At 66.8% G+C, this 15,607-nt stretch carries 19 protein-coding genes; 11 read left to right on the top strand and 8 right to left on the bottom strand.

The window, feature by feature from the left end:
* Positions 1-23 precede the first annotated feature (23 nt).
* The gene (locus ACIQC9_RS13775) at positions 24-956 is read right to left on the bottom strand and encodes an aspartyl protease family protein (protein WP_400616942.1); all 933 of its coding nucleotides are present in this window, start codon (positions 954-956) and stop codon (positions 24-26) included.
* A 157-nt stretch (positions 957-1,113) separates the two neighbouring features.
* Between ACIQC9_RS13775 and ahcY the strand changes: the two genes are divergently transcribed.
* Positions 1,114-2,505 (top strand): adenosylhomocysteinase, encoded by a 1,392-nt coding sequence (gene ahcY, locus ACIQC9_RS13770; protein ID WP_400616940.1) that lies wholly within the window; start codon positions 1,114-1,116, stop codon positions 2,503-2,505.
* Positions 2,506-2,603: 98 nt separating this feature from the next.
* Here the strand turns inward: ahcY and ACIQC9_RS13765 are convergent, their stop codons facing one another.
* Positions 2,604-3,725, bottom strand: coding sequence for a hypothetical protein (locus tag ACIQC9_RS13765; protein WP_400616937.1), 1,122 nt, complete (start codon positions 3,723-3,725; stop codon positions 2,604-2,606).
* Between the two features lie 73 nt (positions 3,726-3,798).
* Between ACIQC9_RS13765 and ACIQC9_RS13760 the strand changes: the two genes are divergently transcribed.
* The 4 genes from ACIQC9_RS13760 to ACIQC9_RS13745 are packed head-to-tail and all read left to right on the top strand — an operon-like array spanning position 3,799 to position 5,310.
* Positions 3,799-4,311 (top strand): GNAT family N-acetyltransferase, encoded by a 513-nt coding sequence (locus ACIQC9_RS13760; RefSeq protein WP_400616935.1) that lies wholly within the window; start codon positions 3,799-3,801, stop codon positions 4,309-4,311.
* 9 nt (positions 4,312-4,320) lie between these two features.
* The gene (locus ACIQC9_RS13755; protein ID WP_400616933.1) at positions 4,321-4,527 is read left to right on the top strand and encodes a twin transmembrane helix small protein; all 207 of its coding nucleotides are present in this window, start codon (positions 4,321-4,323) and stop codon (positions 4,525-4,527) included.
* A 1-nt stretch (position 4,528) separates the two neighbouring features.
* Positions 4,529-5,101, top strand: coding sequence for a cob(I)yrinic acid a,c-diamide adenosyltransferase (locus ACIQC9_RS13750; RefSeq protein ID WP_400616931.1), 573 nt, complete (start codon positions 4,529-4,531; stop codon positions 5,099-5,101).
* Entirely contained in the window at positions 5,077-5,310 is a 234-nt protein-coding gene (locus ACIQC9_RS13745; RefSeq protein ID WP_400616929.1) for a hypothetical protein, read from the top strand. Before ACIQC9_RS13750 ends, ACIQC9_RS13745 begins: the two co-directional genes overlap by 25 nt.
* Before the next feature lie 2 nt (positions 5,311-5,312).
* On the opposite strand, the gene ACIQC9_RS13740 is transcribed toward ACIQC9_RS13745, so the two are convergent.
* Positions 5,313-5,657 (bottom strand): hypothetical protein, encoded by a 345-nt coding sequence (locus ACIQC9_RS13740; RefSeq protein ID WP_400616927.1) that lies wholly within the window; start codon positions 5,655-5,657, stop codon positions 5,313-5,315.
* A 112-nt stretch (positions 5,658-5,769) separates the two neighbouring features.
* Between ACIQC9_RS13740 and ACIQC9_RS13735 the strand changes: the two genes are divergently transcribed.
* From ACIQC9_RS13735 to ACIQC9_RS13725, 3 genes are all read left to right on the top strand, one after another.
* Complete coding sequence (locus ACIQC9_RS13735; protein ID WP_400616925.1) at positions 5,770-6,531, top strand: electron transfer flavoprotein subunit beta/FixA family protein; 762 nt, start codon at positions 5,770-5,772, stop codon at positions 6,529-6,531.
* Positions 6,531-7,460, top strand: a complete 930-nt coding sequence (locus tag ACIQC9_RS13730) for an electron transfer flavoprotein subunit alpha/FixB family protein (protein ID WP_400616922.1) — start codon at positions 6,531-6,533, stop codon at positions 7,458-7,460. The genes ACIQC9_RS13735 and ACIQC9_RS13730 overlap by 1 nt, the downstream gene beginning before the upstream one ends.
* 81 nt (positions 7,461-7,541) lie before the next feature.
* Entirely contained in the window at positions 7,542-8,126 is a 585-nt protein-coding gene (locus ACIQC9_RS13725) for a MarR family winged helix-turn-helix transcriptional regulator (RefSeq protein WP_400616920.1), read from the top strand.
* Between the two features lie 4 nt (positions 8,127-8,130).
* Here ACIQC9_RS13725 and ACIQC9_RS13720 read toward each other — a convergent pair whose 3' ends face one another.
* A complete protein-coding gene (locus ACIQC9_RS13720) occupies positions 8,131-10,245 on the bottom strand; it encodes a response regulator (protein WP_400616918.1) in 2,115 nt (704 codons plus the stop codon).
* A gap of 158 nt (positions 10,246-10,403) precedes the next feature.
* On the opposite strand from ACIQC9_RS13720, the gene ACIQC9_RS13715 reads away from it, so the two are divergent.
* Complete coding sequence (locus tag ACIQC9_RS13715) at positions 10,404-11,183, top strand: hypothetical protein (RefSeq protein ID WP_400616916.1); 780 nt, start codon at positions 10,404-10,406, stop codon at positions 11,181-11,183.
* Positions 11,184-11,240: 57 nt separating this feature from the next.
* Complete coding sequence (locus ACIQC9_RS13710) at positions 11,241-12,011, top strand: metallophosphoesterase (RefSeq protein ID WP_400616914.1); 771 nt, start codon at positions 11,241-11,243, stop codon at positions 12,009-12,011.
* Here ACIQC9_RS13710 and ACIQC9_RS13705 read toward each other — a convergent pair.
* The 4 genes from ACIQC9_RS13705 to ACIQC9_RS13690 form a co-directional block, all read right to left on the bottom strand.
* Entirely contained in the window at positions 11,990-12,355 is a 366-nt protein-coding gene (locus tag ACIQC9_RS13705; protein ID WP_400616912.1) for a VanZ family protein, read from the bottom strand. The genes ACIQC9_RS13710 and ACIQC9_RS13705 overlap by 22 nt on opposite strands.
* A gap of 207 nt (positions 12,356-12,562) precedes the next feature.
* Positions 12,563-12,904, bottom strand: a complete 342-nt coding sequence (locus tag ACIQC9_RS13700) for a hypothetical protein (RefSeq protein ID WP_400616910.1) — start codon at positions 12,902-12,904, stop codon at positions 12,563-12,565.
* On the bottom strand, positions 12,901-13,494 hold the full coding sequence (gene phaR / locus ACIQC9_RS13695) for a polyhydroxyalkanoate synthesis repressor PhaR (protein ID WP_400616908.1): 594 nt from the start codon (positions 13,492-13,494) through the stop codon (positions 12,901-12,903). The genes ACIQC9_RS13700 and phaR overlap by 4 nt, the downstream gene beginning before the upstream one ends.
* 61 nt (positions 13,495-13,555) lie before the next feature.
* Positions 13,556-14,275 (bottom strand): hemolysin III family protein, encoded by a 720-nt coding sequence (locus tag ACIQC9_RS13690; protein ID WP_400616906.1) that lies wholly within the window; start codon positions 14,273-14,275, stop codon positions 13,556-13,558.
* A gap of 143 nt (positions 14,276-14,418) precedes the next feature.
* On the opposite strand from ACIQC9_RS13690, the gene ACIQC9_RS13685 reads away from it, so the two are divergent.
* Entirely contained in the window at positions 14,419-15,606 is a 1,188-nt protein-coding gene (locus ACIQC9_RS13685; protein ID WP_400616904.1) for an acetyl-CoA C-acetyltransferase, read from the top strand.
* Position 15,607 lies beyond the last annotated feature (1 nt).

Raw genomic sequence — 15,607 nt, 5'->3', positions numbered from 1 at the left:
GGAGGCCGGCGTCGCGCGCAAGCTCAGACGTCCATGACCATCTCGCCACGCTTCATGTCGATGGCGACGCGTTCGAAGGCCGACAGAACGTCCACGCCCAGCAACATGGCGGGCGTCTGCTCCAGCCCGAGCAGCTTGAAGATGTGAAAGTCGCCCATCAACACAGCCAGACGATCCAGTGTCAGATCATCGAACCGTACAGCCTGCAGCAGCATGGGTTCGGCCCGCGCCTCCCGACCGGTCGGTGACTGGACCGCCCGTCCCGTCTCTGCGGACCTCAGCACCAGTGGCCGGGCGCCGGCGGCGACGGCCAGGGCAGGGTTGATCAGGCTGACCTGCGCGCCGGTGTCTATGATCGCCCGCGTCGCCCGGCCACGGACGTGGGCGGTCACAGTCATCAGCTCCACGCCGCCGCCCTTCGGGGGCTGGAACCGGACACGAGGGCGGACGACGCCGAGGAACTGGTCCGGATCTGGTCGTGAGCGGTTGATCGAGGAAGTGTGTCGTCCCCGAAACCTGAGGATCAGCCTTTGGTCCGCCAGCAGGTCCAGTCCGAGTAGGCCGTCCAGCCCGATCAGGCCCGCGCGGCTGCCGACCGCCAGACGGACGCCGCCGACCGTCAGGGCCCCGCTGGACAGGGTCCGGGCCCGCACCGCCCGCACCCGCTCCAGACCGAGGACCGTGTGCATATCCAGCTGGCCGGCGGGGGCGATATCCAGCCGCTCGGCGACATCTGCCGCGACCACCGAAGCGCTGGCGGCGGTGTCGATGGCGAAGCGGAACGGGCCCTCGCCGTTGATCTGGACCGGTACGGTGGACCGCAGCACACGATCGACCGCCTGATCGCCGCGGAAGGCATCCGGGTCGGAGGTCTGGGCGAAGGCGCGCGGGGACGGGAGCAGCACCGCAGCCAGCGCGCCGCCCAGCATGCGACGGTTCAGGCCGTCCCTGTGCATGCACAACCTCCCGACACGGACGGTGACACGGAACGGGGCGTGTGGCGAGCAGGATCGGCTCAACCGCGACCGTCATATAAAGATATCCTTATGGGTTTCTTGCCGCCACTGCCTGTCCGGGCTATAGGCGCGCCCAACAGATTCCGCCGGAGCTCCCATGACCGACTATATCGTCCGCGACATCTCCCTTGCCGACTTCGGCAACAAGGAGATCGCAATCGCCGAAACCGAAATGCCGGGCCTGATGGCGCTGCGCGAGGAGTTCGGTCCCTCGCAGATCCTGAAGGGCGCCCGCATCGCCGGCAGCCTGCACATGACCATCCAGACCGCCGTGCTGATCCAGACGCTGGAAGCGCTGGGCGCCGAGGTCCGCTGGGCGTCGTGCAACATCTTCTCGACCCAGGACCACGCCGCGGCCGCCATCGCCGCCAACGGCACGCCGGTGTTCGCCACCAAGGGCGAGACGCTGGAAGAATACTGGGACTATGCCCACAAGATCTTCGAGTGGGCCGACGGCGGCTATCCGAACCTGATCCTCGACGACGGCGGCGACGCGACCCTGCTGTGCGTGCTCGGCCCGAAGGCCGAGAAGGACCTGTCCCTGCTGGCCAACCCGCAGAACGAGGAAGAGGAGGCCCTCTTCAAGGTCATGAAACGCTACATCGCCGAGAAGCCCGGCTTCTATTCGGCCATCCGCGACGCCATCGGCGGCGTGTCGGAAGAGACCACCACCGGCGTCCACCGCCTGTACGAGATGGCGAAGAAGGGCGACCTGCCGTTCCCCGCCATCAACGTCAACGACAGCGTCACCAAGTCCAAGTTCGACAACCTGTACGGCTGCCGTGAATCGCTGGTCGACGCGATCCGCCGCGGCACCGACGTCATGCTGTCTGGCAAGGTCGCCGTGGTCTGCGGCTACGGTGACGTGGGCAAGGGCTCGGCCGCCTCGCTGCGTCAGGGCGGCGCCCGCGTGAAGGTCACCGAAGTCGATCCGATCTGCGCCCTGCAGGCGGCGATGGAAGGCTATGAGGTCGTCACCGTCGAGGACGTGGCCGGCGAGGCCGACATCTTCGTCACCGCCACCGGCAACAAGGACGTTCTGACCGTCGAGCATATGCGGGCGATGAAGAACAACGCCATCGTCTGCAACATCGGCCACTTCGATTCCGAGATTCAGGTCGCCGGCCTGAAGAACTTCAAGTGGGACGAGATCAAGCCGCAGGTCCACCACGTCGAGTTCCCGGACGGCAAGAAGATCATCCTGCTGTCGGAAGGCCGTCTGGTGAATCTGGGCAACGCCACGGGCCACCCCTCGTTCGTGATGTCGGCGTCCTTCACCAACCAGACGCTGGCCCAGATCGAACTGTGGACCAACATCAAGGCCTACGAGAACCAGGTCTACACCCTGCCCAAGCATCTCGATGAAAAGGTCGCGGCCCTGCACCTCGGCAAGCTCGGCGCCAAGCTGACCGTGCTGAAGAAGGATCAGGCGGACTACATCGGCGTGCCGGAGCAAGGCCCGTTCAAGCCGGATCATTATCGGTACTAGGAGCGCTATCGCCCGGCTCGCGGAGCCTCGCGGCTTGAGCGCGATTGTCGGGTTTGACTGGAAGGGCCGGTGGAGCGATCCGCCGGCTCTTTCGCTTGTCAGGCCGCCATATGCGACTGGCCGACTTCCTGATTTCGGTCGGCGAGACCGGTCTCGAAGTCCATGAAGATGTCGATCAGCTCGTCGACAGCCACCGGCGCCGAGTTGGGGCCGAAGCGGAAGCGCCAGAAGCTGACCACGTGCTGCACCGCGCCGAGTTGCTCGCCCAGACGGGCGAACAGGGTCGGGGCGTTCAGCAGAAAGTCGCGGAAGGCGATCGGCCGGCTCTCGACCGTCAGCTCGGCATAGGCGTTGTCGTAGATGCGAAGGGTGCGGCCGACCTCGTCGATCGTGGTCATGATCCGCTCGCTCAGCACCTTGCGGCCACGGTCGAGATATTCCTTGGCGGTCGGGTCAGGCTTGCCGATCGGCTTGGTCGTGACGACCGACTGGGCGACCTCGACCACCTCGCCCATCAGGCTGTTCAGCACCCACTTGTAATAGAGGAAGCCCTTCCAGCAGAAGATGCCTTCGGCGTAGTTCTCGGGGCTCAGACGCAGGGTCTCGCGCAGGGCCTCCATCCGGTCGCCGGGATCATCGGACAGGATCTTGCTGGCGAGGGTGCGGCTCGCCTCCTCGTTCACGGCGCCTCCACCCAGACACAGATTCACCAGCGGCGCGATCTCGTCCTCGACGAACTTGATCATCCGCTCCATGTCCGCCTCGCTGATCGCGAAGTAACAGGGCGCGGCCTCCACGCCTTCCCGGCGCAGCTGTTCGCGTAGCAGGAAGGGGTCCAGCGACGGCAGCTTGTCCAGCAGGCGCAGGATGCGCACGTCCGGATGCTCCGGCTCGATGCCGAAGGCTTCCTGTAGCGAGCGCTCGAAATTGCGCTGATCGACGAACATGTATCGGCCGCCGGCCTTCAGGTCGCTGTTGTCGATCGGCACAATGATCTTGGTCGCCACCTGACGGCGCAGATGGAAGGAATCCAGCTCGTCGCGGCGCAGGCGGTGCTTGATGATCAGCGACTGGTTCAGCGCCGGCGTCTGGAAGAAGGGGCGCGCGGCCCAATCCTCGGTCTTGCCGTGCTCGTCATGGACGTTCAACAGGTTCAGCACCCGCGCCGTCGAGGCCGAGCGGCGCAGATGGGCCAGGTTGCGAATGGCGCGATCCGTCATCCGCATACTGAACCACGAATGTATGACTAACCGCTTATTGCCCGAGCTTCGGCGCGGCCGTATGCAAAAGCCCATGAAATCCCCGCCCGGCCTGCATATTCGCGAGTTCTCCGACGACCTCGCCCCCGCCTTCCACGACATCAATGCCCAGTGGATCGAGGCCATGTTCACGCTGGAGCCTACCGATCGGGAGGTGCTGCAAAATCCCCGTGCGCGCATCGTCGATCCCGGCGGCGACATCCTGTTCGCGGAGGTCGAGAATCTGGGCGTCGTCGGCGCCTGCGCCCTGCAGAAGACCGGCCCCGGTCAGTTCGAGCTGACCAAGATGGGCGTGCTGGACTCGGCCCGTGGCCGCAAGGTCGGAGAGGCCCTGCTCCACGCCATGATCGCCCGCGCCGGCGAGCTCGGAGCCTCCAACCTGTATCTGCTGACCAGCAGCAAATGCGTCGCGGCGATCCACCTGTACGAAAAGGCGGGCTTCGAGCACGACGCACGAACGATGGCCGACTTCGGGGCCCGCTACGCGCGGTGCGATGTGGCCATGCGTTATCGTGGCCCGCTGGCGTCCTCGTCGGCCGGGGCCTAGACTGCCGGGATGGACCGCGTTCTCGACATCCTGATCCTCGTCGCCATCCTCGCCGTGGCGGTCACCCTCGCCTTCGGCATCCGCTCGCTCTATCGCGACGGGCCCGAGGCGCGCTCACGCTCCAACAAGCTGATGCGCCTGCGCGTCGGGCTTCAGGCGGTGGCGATCGCCCTGCTGTGCCTTGGCATGTGGTGGAAATCCACGCACGGCGCCTGACGTGGTCGTCCTGAACCGCATCTATACGAAGACGGGCGACGGCGGTCAGACGCGGCTGGCCTCGGGCGCTCCAGTCTCAAAGAGCGATCCGCGCGTGGAAGCCTATGGCGCGGTCGACGAGCTGAACGCCGTCATCGGCCTCGCCCGCCTGCATTCGGGCCAGAACGACCGCCTCGACGCCATGCTGGCCCGCATCCAAAACGAGCTGTTCGACCTCGGCGCCGATCTGGCCACCCCATCCGAGCCCGAGCCGAAGTGGGAGGCCCTGCGCATCCTCGACAGCCAGGTCGAGCGGCTGGAGACCGAGATCGACTGGATGAACGAGAGCCTGAAACCGCTGGACAGCTTCATCCTGCCCGGCGGTTCGTCCTTCTCCGCCCACCTGCATCTGGCCCGTACAGTCTGCCGCCGCGCGGAGCGCGAGGCCGTTCGCCTGACCGAGGCGGGCGCGGCCGTGACCCCGGCGGCGATCAACTATCTGAATCGCCTGTCTGATCACCTGTTCTGCGCCGCCCGCCGCGCCAATGCGAACGGGGCGGGCGATGTGAAGTGGAAGCCGGGCGCGACGCGGTGATCCGTCCTCGAAAACGTCGCAGACTGCGCCGATCGGAGGCGATCGACGCCATCGCCATCGTCGTCATCTGCGGCGGTTTTGGGCTCTGGTACGTTTTGACACACAACGGCCCGATGGGCCTGTGGCGCGCCGTTCCGCTGACTTTCGCAGGCGTCTACTGGCTCTTTCGGGGCGCGATCATGCGATGGCTGGCCCCTGACGATCGCTAGGCTTACCGACCCGCCGTCGCCTCGGCCAGCGCCACGCGCTGGCGATCCGCGTCCATGTCCCGCGCCTTCTTTTGCGCGTCCAGCTGGTCCTCGATCTCGATCAGCTCGCGGTTTTTCAGGTTGGACGCCTCGGCGCGCGTCATGCCGATCGGGCGCTTGGTGATCTCGGCGATGGAGACGGGCTGGGCGCAGATGCGCCTGTCCTTGTCCCACCACTTGCCACCATCCTCGCAACGCTCCCCGGGCGCCACGACGACCGCCTGATAGACGAAGGTCACGCCCACCAGTACGGCGAAAATCGAGAGAAACAGCACGCTGAGCCGCTTCATGGTCAGGAGGCGATGCATTCAGGGTCTCCGAGGCTGGGCCGGGGGTCGGTTGACGCGGCGTTACGTTGACAGGCCGGGTGCGGCGGTCCAATCCCTGCCCCAACATTCCGGCGCTTCTGTGGATAGCACAATGAAGGTTCTCGTCCCCGTCAAACGGGTGATCGACTCCAACGTCAAGGCCCGCGTCAAGGCGGACCAGACCGGCGTCGATCTGGCCAACGTCAAGATGAGCATGAACCCCTTCTGCGAGATCGCGGTCGAGGAGGCCGTGCGCATGAAGGAGGGCAAGGGTCACGCCGCAGACACGGCGTCCGAGATCGTGGTCGTCTCCATCGGCCCGTCGCAGGCGCAGGAAACCATCCGCACCGCCCTGGCCATGGGCGCCGATCGGGGCATCCTGATCCAGTCCGACACGGACCTCGAGCCGCTGGCCGTCGCCAAGCTGCTGAAGGCCGTGGTCGATGATGAGAAGCCCGAGCTGGTCCTGATGGGCAAGCAGGCCATCGACGGCGACAACAATGCGGTCGGCCAGATGCTAGCCGCCCTGCTGGACTGGCCGCAGGCGACCTTCGCCGCCAAGATAGAGGTCGCGGACGGCAAGGCCACCGTGACCCGTGAAGTCGACGGCGGCGTCCAGACCGTGGCGGCGACCCTGCCGGCCGTGGTCACCGTCGACCTGCGCCTCAACACCCCGCGCTACGCCTCCCTGCCCAACATCATGAAGGCCAAGAAGAAGGAGATCGCCGTCAAGGCGGTCGCCGACTACGGCGTTGATGTCGCGCCGCGCCTGAAGGTCGTGAAGGTGGCGGAGCCGCCCAAGCGCTCCGCCGGGGTCAAGGTGGCCGACGCCGCCGAACTGGTTTCCAAGCTCAAGACCGCGGGGGTGCTGTAATGGCCGTTCTCGTCATCGCCGATCACGACGGCTCGACCGTGCGCGACACCACCAACAAGACCGTCACCGCCGCCTCGCAGCTGGGTGGGGACGTCGACGTGCTGGTCGTCGGCCAGAACGCCAAGGCCGCCGCGGACAGCGCCGCGAAGATCAAGGGCGTGCGCAAGGTCCTGCTGGCCGAGAGCGCCGGTCTGGGCAAGACACTGGCCGAAGCCGTAGAGGCGACGGTTCTGCCGCTGGCCGGCGGGTATGACGCCATCCTGACCCCCGCCAGCATGGACGGAAAGAATTTCGCCCCACGTCTGGCCGCCAAGCTGGACGTAGCGCCGATCTCGGACATCGTCGAGGTCGTGTCCGACGACACCTTCGTGCGCCCGATCTACGCCGGCAACGCGCTGGAGACGATCCAGAGCTCGGATGCGAAGAAGGTCATCACCGTGCGTCCGACCGCCTTCGCCGCAGCCGAAGACGGCGGTTCGGCGTCCGTCGAGACCGTCACGGGCGGCGACGCGCCAAAGACGGCTTTCGTCAGCGAGGAAATGGTCAAGTCGGACCGTCCGGAGCTGGGCGCCGCGAAGATCGTCGTCTCGGGTGGCCGTGCGCTGGGCTCAGCCGAAGAGTTCCACGCCGTTATGGATCCGTTGGCGGACAAACTGGGCGCCGCCGTCGGCGCCTCTCGCGCCGCTGTCGACGCGGGCTATGCGCCCAACGACTATCAGGTCGGCCAGACCGGCAAGGTTGTCGCGCCGCAGCTCTACATCGCCATCGGCATCTCGGGCGCCATCCAGCATCTGGCCGGCATGAAGGATTCCAAGGTTATCGTCGCGATCAACAAGGACGCCGACGCCCCGATCTTCCAGGTCGCCGACTACGGTCTGGTGGCGGACTACAAGACGGCCGTCCCGGAACTGATGAAGGCGCTGGGATAGGCCTTCCCGGATCGTCCGTCGTCAAACCGTAAAACGCGGCTGTTAGCTAAGGCGAACGGTAAGCCGAGGGGATACGGTTCTATGGTCAAGTCCGGGAAGTCGAAACGCGCCGGCGGGCTGGCGTCTTCGCCCAGCCACCTGATGCATCGTGCGCTGCAGCTCGCGCTCGATATCTACGCCGAGGAGACCGGCGCCGACGGCCTGACCCAGCGTCAGTTCGCAGTGCTGGAGGCGGTCAGCCACAAGTCCGGCCTGACCCAGACGGATCTGGTCCGCGCCACGGGCATCGACCGGTCGACCCTCGCCGATCTGGTCGCCCGCATGACGACCAAGGGCCTGCTGGACCGCGAACGCTCGACGCTGGACGCCCGCGCCAAGGCCGTGCGCCTGTCCGAAGCCGGTCAGGCCGCGCTCGACGCCGCCCGTCCGAAGGTCGAGGCCGCCGACAAACGCATCATGGCCTTGCTGTCCAAGGGCAAGCGCGACGCCTTCCTCGCTACCCTCGCCGATCTCGCGGACGAGGCGGACGCCGGGCCGGACAAGGCGAAGGCCGAGGTCAAGGCGGCGAAGAAGGCCGCTCGCGACGCGAAGAAGGCCGAGAAAGCCGCTCGCAAGGCCGAGAAGCCCGCCAAGGTGAAGAAGATCAAGGTCGTGGACATCGCCTGACGGCTCAGGCGGCCTCAGCCACGACCGCCCGGGGCAACTCGCCGGCCAGCGCGCGCTGGACCACGTCGAACAGGGCGAACTGGTTCACCGGCTTGGCCATATGGCCGTTCATGCCGACGGCGAGGCAGCGGGCCACATCCTCGGGCATGGCGTCCGCCGTCATGGCCACGATGGCGAGATCGGTCCCGCGCGGGCCTGAGCGGATGCGACGGGTCGCCTCCAGTCCGTCCATCCGGGGCATGCGCACATCCATCAGGACCAGATCGTAGGGATCGAGCTCGACGGCTTCGACCGCCTCCTGCCCGTCAGTGACTTCCGAGACTTCGCAACCGAAGGATTCCAGAAGGACCCGGGCCACCTCGCGGTTGACCGGATGGTCGTCGACCACCAGCACGCGGGGCGCCCTGTCGTGAGCAGGCAGAGCTTCGTCAGTGCGCTGGCCCATCAACTCCGGGGCGTCCGGCGCTGACGCCAGCGGCAAGGCGAGTGTGAAGGTCGCGCCCTCGCCGGGCCGGCTGTCGACCTCGATCATCCCGCCCATCCGGCGAGCATGGCGGGAAGCGAGCGCAAGGCCGAGACCGGCGCCGGAGTGGTTGCGCCGGATCGAGGCGTCGCCCTGCGCGAAGGCTTCAAACAGGCCAGCGAGCGCCTCGCGCCGGATGCCGCACCCTGTGTCGATGACCTTGATGGAGACGCCTTCCGCCGCGGGAGTCAGCACGACCCGGACACCGCCGGTCTCGGTGAACTTCACCGCATTGGCGATCAGCTGATGCAGCGCCTGACGCAGCCCGCGACGATCGGCGACGAACCGGGCGTGCTGCGGCAGGCGATTTTCGACAACGAGGCTCAGTCCCCGCGCTTCGGAGCAGGCGCGGCTGGGCAGGGCGGCCTCATGCGTCAGGGCCGCCAGATCGACCGGCTCCAGCGCGAGCGCATCGTCGCTGCGGGCGAAGTCGAGGATGTCCTCGACCAGCATCAACAGGCCGTCGCTCGACTCGCGGATCTGGCGGGCCTGCCGGACAGCCTCCGCATCGAGACCCGGGCGGGCGGCGAGGATGTCGGCAAAACCCGCGACGCCGTTCAGCGGCGTACGCATCTCGTGGCTCATCATCGCGAGGAAGCGGGCGCGGGCGCCGGCGGCGTCCTCGGCCTGACGACGCGCGTCCTGTGCGGCGAGGGTGCGCGCGCGAAGACGGGCCTCCAGCCGACGCCTCTCGGTCATCACCGTGCTGACCGGCAGCACGGTGACCACCAGAGCCAGCATGAACAGGTTGTAGACGCCCAGCCGCTGCACGATCGGCGACACCGCCTGCAACTCTGCCAGACCACTGAGACGCGTCAGTTGCACCGGACCATGGCCGGTAAGGGTCGCGACGCCGCTGAGGGCCGAAAAGACGATCAGGGCCGCCGCCGTCCGGGTCGGCGACAGACGCATGCTGATCAGCAGCATGGGCAGGAAGGTGATAAACAGCAGCGGCGCCGTCTCCTGCCAGAAGACCGCAACGGTGACCGCGATCATCAGCCCGAACAGGGAGGCGGTCTCGAATGGCGAGACTTTCCGCAAGCCTTCGAAGCGGTGGGCGCGTGCGATCAGCAGCAGCACAGGCGTGACGAGGAACAGCCCCAGCAACTCCATGGCCGTGAAGGAATATATCCTGAACGCCCAGACCTCGGCCGGATAGTCGCGCATGGTCATAAAGATCGAGAAGCCGAACACCGCCGTCACGGCCACGGCGGGCAGGGCCGAGAACAGGCCGAAGGCGAGCAGACGACGCGGCCGGCGCATGTCCAGCGCCGCCCCGCAGAACCGACGCGCCAGCACCGCAGCCAGCATCGCCTCACCCATGTTCATAAGGGCGTTCAGCCACAACAGCACGCCGGGATCGCCCCGAACGATGTTGCTGGCCAGATTGATGGTGAAACACGCGACCAGCACTGCAACCGCCTGACGCCGATGCAACTGCAACAGCGCGGCGGCGAGAATGCCGTTGGACAGCCAGACCGCGACGCCGTCGAAAGTCTGGACGCTCCAGTGTCCGATCAGCTGGGAGGCGGCGAAGAGAAGCGCATACGCCCAGGCCGGCGGGCCCGCGACACGGCCCGCGTCGTGCCTGAACACGCGCCACCTACCCCTCACGCACACGCCTCCGCCCTTCTGCGAAGCCGGCAGTCCTAAAGCGCAACCGTAAACAAAAGGGCCTGCATCGCCGGAGCTTGCGACGGAACCCCTTTCAGACCGGAGCCGTTTCCAGACCCTCGCCTATAGAGGACCGGGCCTTGTCAGACACCGTCGCCGACCCGAGCTTCCGGCCACCGCCCGACGCCGTGGAATTCTATGAGGAATCCCTGCGGCTGTTGAAGGAATCCGGCGTGCCCTTCCTGCTATCCGGCACATACGCGGTGACCGCCTACACAGGCATCCGGCGGCCGACCAAGGATCTGGATGTCTTCTGCAAGCCCGGCGACTACCCCCGCATCCTCGCGTTCTTTCAGGCGCGCGGCTATCGCACCGACGTCGAGGACGAGCGCTGGATCGCCAAGGTCTGGAAGGACGAAAAGCGCTTCTTCGACGTCATCTTCGCCATGTCCAACGGCACCATCGCCGTCAACGACAGCTGGTTCGGTCAGGACACTATTCAGGTCTACGGCCATGAGGTGACCATCACCCCGCCGACGGCCCTGATCCTGTCCAAGGTCTTCATCCAGGACCGCTATCGCTACGATGGCGCCGATGTGAACCACATCATCCTCAAGCAGCCTGACGCCATCGACTGGAAGTCCCTGCTGGACCAGATGGACCTCTACTGGGAGGTGCTGATGGCGCACCTGCTGAACTACCGGTTCGCCTATCCGACCGAGCGGGACAATGTGCCGGCGTGGCTGATGCACGAGCTGACGTCGCGACTGCAGGCCCAGGTCGACCTGCCTTCGCCACGGGTGAAGGTCTGTCGGGGCCGGTTGTTCAGCGCCCGGGACTACATCTCCGACGTGGCCGAGTGGGGCTATGGCGATGTCGTGGGCAAGGGTCTGGAGGAGCGCCATGACCCCATTCACTAAGCTTGCGCTATGCTCGCGACGCGGTCGATCGCGGCTTGAGCGCCAACGGTGGGCGCGATGACCGACTCGACGCCCCAGACCCCGCAGCCCGGCATGGATTCAGGGCCGAAGAAACTGCTGCGGGTCGCCGCTGTCGGAGACCTGCACGTCAACGAGGCGGCACAGCATCCCTATCGCGAGCTTTTCGAGCAGGTGGGCGACGACGCCGACGTGCTGTGCCTGTGCGGCGATCTCGTGAACTTCGGAAAGACGGCTGAGGTCAAAATCCTGGTGGAGGACATCAAGGCCTGCCGCATCCCGATCGTGGGAGTCATGGGCAACCATGAGCACGAGTGCGGCCAGCCCGAGGTCGTGATGGACATGCTGTGTGAGGCTGGCGTCCAGATGATCTCGAACGGCCGCGCCTATGAGGTCGGCGGCGTCGGTTTCGCCGGCGGCAAGGGCTTCGTCGGTGGTTTCGGCCGCTACATGCTGAGCCCATTCGGCGAGGCCTCGATCAAGACCTTCGTGCAGGAGGCGGTCGAGGACGCCAACCAGATCGAGACCTCGATACGGTCGCTCCGCACCGAACGCTCGGTCGTCCTGCTGCACTATTCGCCGATCGTGGAGACCGTGGTCGGCGAGCCGCCCGAAATCCACGCCTTCCTCGGCTCATCGCGATTGGCGGAGACTATCGACCGCTATGAGAACGTCAGGCTGGTCGTCCACGGTCACGCCCACCGCGGCGCGCCCGCAGGCGTCACCAACCGCGGCGTGCCGGTCTACAACGTCGCCCTGCCTGTCCTTCGCCAGCTGGGCGATACACCCTATCGGGTGTTCGAAGTCTGAAACGCCGTCCGCGGCTCGAAACGGCGCCAGACAGCCCAAAGAAGCAAGGCGACCGCCACCCCGAGCGCATCTGCCAGCAGATCGCCCCAGCTGGCGTCGCGACCGACCATGCCCTGCACGATCTCGACGGCGGCGCCCAGCGCGATGACCAGAATCGCCGCCCATAATCTGGGCAGACGGCGGAACAGGACGCCGAAGCTCCACAGGAAGAGGCCGAAAGCGACGAAGTGGGCGGCCTTGTCCCAGATGTTGGTCGCGGCCTCGACCCCGCCGAAGGGGCCGATCATCAAGGTCAGCAGGACCGCCAGAACGGCGACCGCGACAAGGCGCATCAGGGTATGCATGGAAACTCTTCGGGCGGGGCGGCGGCTATAGCAGAGCGCCGCGACGGTCCCTACCCCGGACGGCGTCGCAGGCGCCGATCAGCTGAAGGCGACGAAGACCAGCGAGACGACGGCGACGTCAAAGGCGCGCGAGAGGAAGGTCAGCATGGCGAAAGTCCCTGTTCAGGAACTGTTCCAGCAAGCTTCGTGCCGCGGCGGCCGTCGACGTCAGATGTCGGTGTCTTCGGCCTTTCCCGGCTTCGGGCGACGCTCGGCCGCGCCTGAGTACTCCGCCCCGAGGTAGGTGGAACGGGCCGCGTCCAGGACGGGCGGCCCGCCCTTCAGGCCCCGGCGCTGTCCCGTCTGGCCCATCAGCTGGGCGGCGAATGCGGCGGCGCCGGCGTCGGGGGCCGGCGTGGGGGCAGGTCTTGCCGGGGGCTCGGCAGGTTCGGGCTGGAACGCGTCGGCGGCCTTGACCGGCAGCCGGGCCCGGCGCTCAAGCGTCCTGCGTTCGGCCGCGCGGCGATCGCGTGACTCCACCGGTCCGACGCCCGTGACCCGCTCGGTCATGACTTCGAGAGCTTGTCGAGCTGGGTCCGCATCTCGTCCATCTGGCGACGCATCTCGGCCAAAGGATCGGCGGCGGGAGCATCCGGCTGGGGGGCGGCCGGGCGAGCGCCCATCGCGCCGGGCATGGCGGAGAAGCCGGGCCACATCTTCATGGCGTCGCTGAACAGGGCCATGTTGCGCTTGACCGCCTCGTCCAGCAGCCCCGCGCCGGGCGCGGCGCCGAAGGCCTTCTGGAACTGACCGCGCATCTGCTCCTGCTGGCGGGTGAAGGCGTCCAGCGACATCTCCAGATAGCTGGGCAGAACGCCCTGCATCTGGCCGCCGTAGAAGCCGATCAACTGACGCAGGAACTGCACAGGCAACAGGGCCTCACCCCGGCTTTCTTCCTCGAAGATGATCTGGGTCAGGATCTGGCGGGTCAGGTCGTCATTCGACTTGGCGTCGAAGACCACGAATTCCACGCCGTCGCGGACCATCTTGGCGAGGTCCTCAAGCGTCACGTAGGCGCTGGTGGCGGTGTTGTAGAGACGCCGGTTGGCGTATTTCTTGATGACGACGGTATCGCCGTCCGCGGACTTCCTGTCTGCCACCCGGATGTTCCCTCAACCTTTTTTGCAACGCGGCAGTATTCCGCGCTGCGGTTGCGAAAGTCTAGCCGGCCCCCATCATCGACGGCGCCAGCACCACGCCGACAAGCACCGCAGCCCAGTGTACGGTCGCGCCGGTGACGACGAAACCGTGCCAAATCGCGCGACGGAACTTCACCTTGGGACTGATGAAGACGAACACGCCGGCGGTGTAGATCAGGCCGCCCAAGACCAGCAGCACCAACGCTGCGGGATGAACCGTGTCCAGCATCGGCTTCAGCGCGAACACGGCCAGCCAGCCGAACGCCACATAGACCGCGCTCCAGACCGCATCCGACAGGCGCGGGGCCCACAGCTTCGCCAGCGCGCCACCCAGGCCGACGGCCCAGACCAGCAGGGTGAAGCCGATCGACCACGCGCCCTCGAACCGCTGGGTCGTGAAGGGGGTGTAGCTGCCGGCGATCATCAGAAAGATGGCCGCCTCATCGAGCCGCCGCAGCACCGGCCGCGCCGCGCAGGGGCGGGTCAGATTGTAGACGGTCGACGCGGTCAGCATGGCGATCAGACAGAGGGCGTAGACCGCCGTCGCCACAACCGCGCCGATGCCGACGTAGATGGCCGCCATGACCGCCAGCGCGATCCCGCCCGCGGCGGCGAGGGTCAGGCCCACGACGTGGACCACCAGGTCCGCGGTCTTTTCGGCGGGCGTGACGTAGTGCTCGATCATATCGAGATCGTCGGCCGCGCATGTCCGCGCGAAAATCGATTTCAGTCGCTTGAGCATGGCTGTTCCAAGCCCTCTCGCGGTCGTTCGTTCCAGCCTTCTACGCCCAACGTAGTGACCGGCGGCTGAACAGCGCCTACATCATCGCCGAAAGACGCCCGCTGCGGCGTTCCGGCCACACTCCAGCTTCGAGGTCCTCCCCCATGACCGCCACCCAGACTGAAGTCGTCATCGTCTCCGCCGCCCGCACTCCCGTCGGCTCATTCCTCGGCGCCCTGTCGAGCCTGCCCGCGTCGAAGCTGGGAGAAGTCGCGATCAGGGCTGCGCTCGAACGGGCGGGCGTGAAGCCTGAAGAGGTCGACGAGGTTGTGCTGGGTCACGTGCTGCAGGCCGCGACCGGTCAGGGGCCGGCGCGTCAGGCCTCGATGGGCGCCGGCATCCCGAAGGAGACCGCCGCCTGGAGCCTGAACCAGATCTGCGGCTCGGGCCTGCGCGCCGTGGCCATCGGCGCCCAGCAGATCGCGACGGGCGACGCGAGGATCGTCGTCGCCGGCGGTCAGGAAAGCATGAGCCAGGCGCCGCACGCCCAACAGCTGCGGACGGGCCACAAGATGGGCGATCTCGGCTTCGTCGACACCATGATCAAGGACGGCCTGTGGGACGCCTTCAACGGCTATCACATGGGCCAGACCGCCGAGAACATCGCGGACAGGTTCCAGATCACCCGCGAGGCGCAGGACCAGTTCGCCGTCGCCAGCCAGAACAAGGCCGAAGCCGCACAAAAGGAAGGCCGCTTCGACGCCGAGATCGCGCCGGTGACGATCGCCTCGAAGAAGGGCGACACCGTTGTCGACAAGGACGAGTACATCCGCCACGGCGCCACGCTGGAAGCTATGGAGAAGCTGCGCCCGGCCTTCAACAAGGACGGCTCGGTGACCGCCGCCAATGCGTCCGGCCTGAATGACGGCGCGGCCGCGCTGGTGCTGATGAGCGCAGAAGACGCCAGGGCTCGTGGACTGGAGCCGCTGGCCCGGATCGTGTCGTCGGCGACGGCCGGCGTCGATCCGGCGATCATGGGCACGGGCCCGATCCCGGCGTCGAGAAAGGCGCTGGAGAAGGCGGGCTGGACCGTCGCCGATCTCGATCTGGTCGAATCCAACGAAGCCTTCGCCGCCCAGTCGCTGTGCGTGCTGAAGGAACTGGGCCTCGACCCGGACAAGGTGAACGTCAACGGCGGCGCCATCGCCATCGGCCACCCGATCGGAGCCTCGGGCGCGCGCATTCTGACAACCCTGCTGCACGAGATGAAGCGGCGCGACGCGAAGAAGGGTCTGGCGACCCTGTGCATCGGGGGCGGCATGGGCGTGGCGATGTGCGTCGAGCGGGACTGAC

This window comes from Brevundimonas sp. NPDC092305, assembly GCF_044755415.1.
In the GTDB taxonomy this organism is placed as follows: Bacteria; Pseudomonadota; Alphaproteobacteria; order Caulobacterales; family Caulobacteraceae; genus Brevundimonas.
Note: the sequence above shows the minus strand (reverse complement) of the source record. Positions and strands in the feature narration are given on the sequence as shown.

Bases quoted from the DNA above. Each gene is read 5' to 3' on its own strand.
- ACIQC9_RS13730 (WP_400616922.1), top strand. From the start codon at position 6,531: ATGGCCGTTCTCGTCATCGCCGATCACGACGGCTCGACCGTGCGCGAC.
- ACIQC9_RS13705 (WP_400616912.1), bottom strand. From the start codon at position 12,355: ATGCATACCCTGATGCGCCTTGTCGCGGTCGCCGTTCTGGCGGTCCTG.
- ACIQC9_RS13740 (WP_400616927.1), bottom strand. From the start codon at position 5,657: ATGCATCGCCTCCTGACCATGAAGCGGCTCAGCGTGCTGTTTCTCTCG.
- ACIQC9_RS13765 (WP_400616937.1), bottom strand. From the start codon at position 3,725: ATGACGGATCGCGCCATTCGCAACCTGGCCCATCTGCGCCGCTCGGCC.
- ahcY (WP_400616940.1), top strand. From the start codon at position 1,114: ATGACCGACTATATCGTCCGCGACATCTCCCTTGCCGACTTCGGCAAC.
- ACIQC9_RS13685 (WP_400616904.1), top strand. From the start codon at position 14,419: ATGACCGCCACCCAGACTGAAGTCGTCATCGTCTCCGCCGCCCGCACT.
- ACIQC9_RS13700 (WP_400616910.1), bottom strand. From the start codon at position 12,904: ATGACCGAGCGGGTCACGGGCGTCGGACCGGTGGAGTCACGCGATCGC.
- ACIQC9_RS13735 (WP_400616925.1), top strand. From the start codon at position 5,770: ATGAAGGTTCTCGTCCCCGTCAAACGGGTGATCGACTCCAACGTCAAG.
- ACIQC9_RS13755 (WP_400616933.1), top strand. From the start codon at position 4,321: ATGGACCGCGTTCTCGACATCCTGATCCTCGTCGCCATCCTCGCCGTG.
- ACIQC9_RS13775 (WP_400616942.1), bottom strand. From the start codon at position 956: ATGCACAGGGACGGCCTGAACCGTCGCATGCTGGGCGGCGCGCTGGCT.
- ACIQC9_RS13690 (WP_400616906.1), bottom strand. From the start codon at position 14,275: ATGCTCAAGCGACTGAAATCGATTTTCGCGCGGACATGCGCGGCCGAC.
- ACIQC9_RS13760 (WP_400616935.1), top strand. From the start codon at position 3,799: ATGAAATCCCCGCCCGGCCTGCATATTCGCGAGTTCTCCGACGACCTC.
- ACIQC9_RS13725 (WP_400616920.1), top strand. From the start codon at position 7,542: ATGGTCAAGTCCGGGAAGTCGAAACGCGCCGGCGGGCTGGCGTCTTCG.
- ACIQC9_RS13710 (WP_400616914.1), top strand. From the start codon at position 11,241: ATGACCGACTCGACGCCCCAGACCCCGCAGCCCGGCATGGATTCAGGG.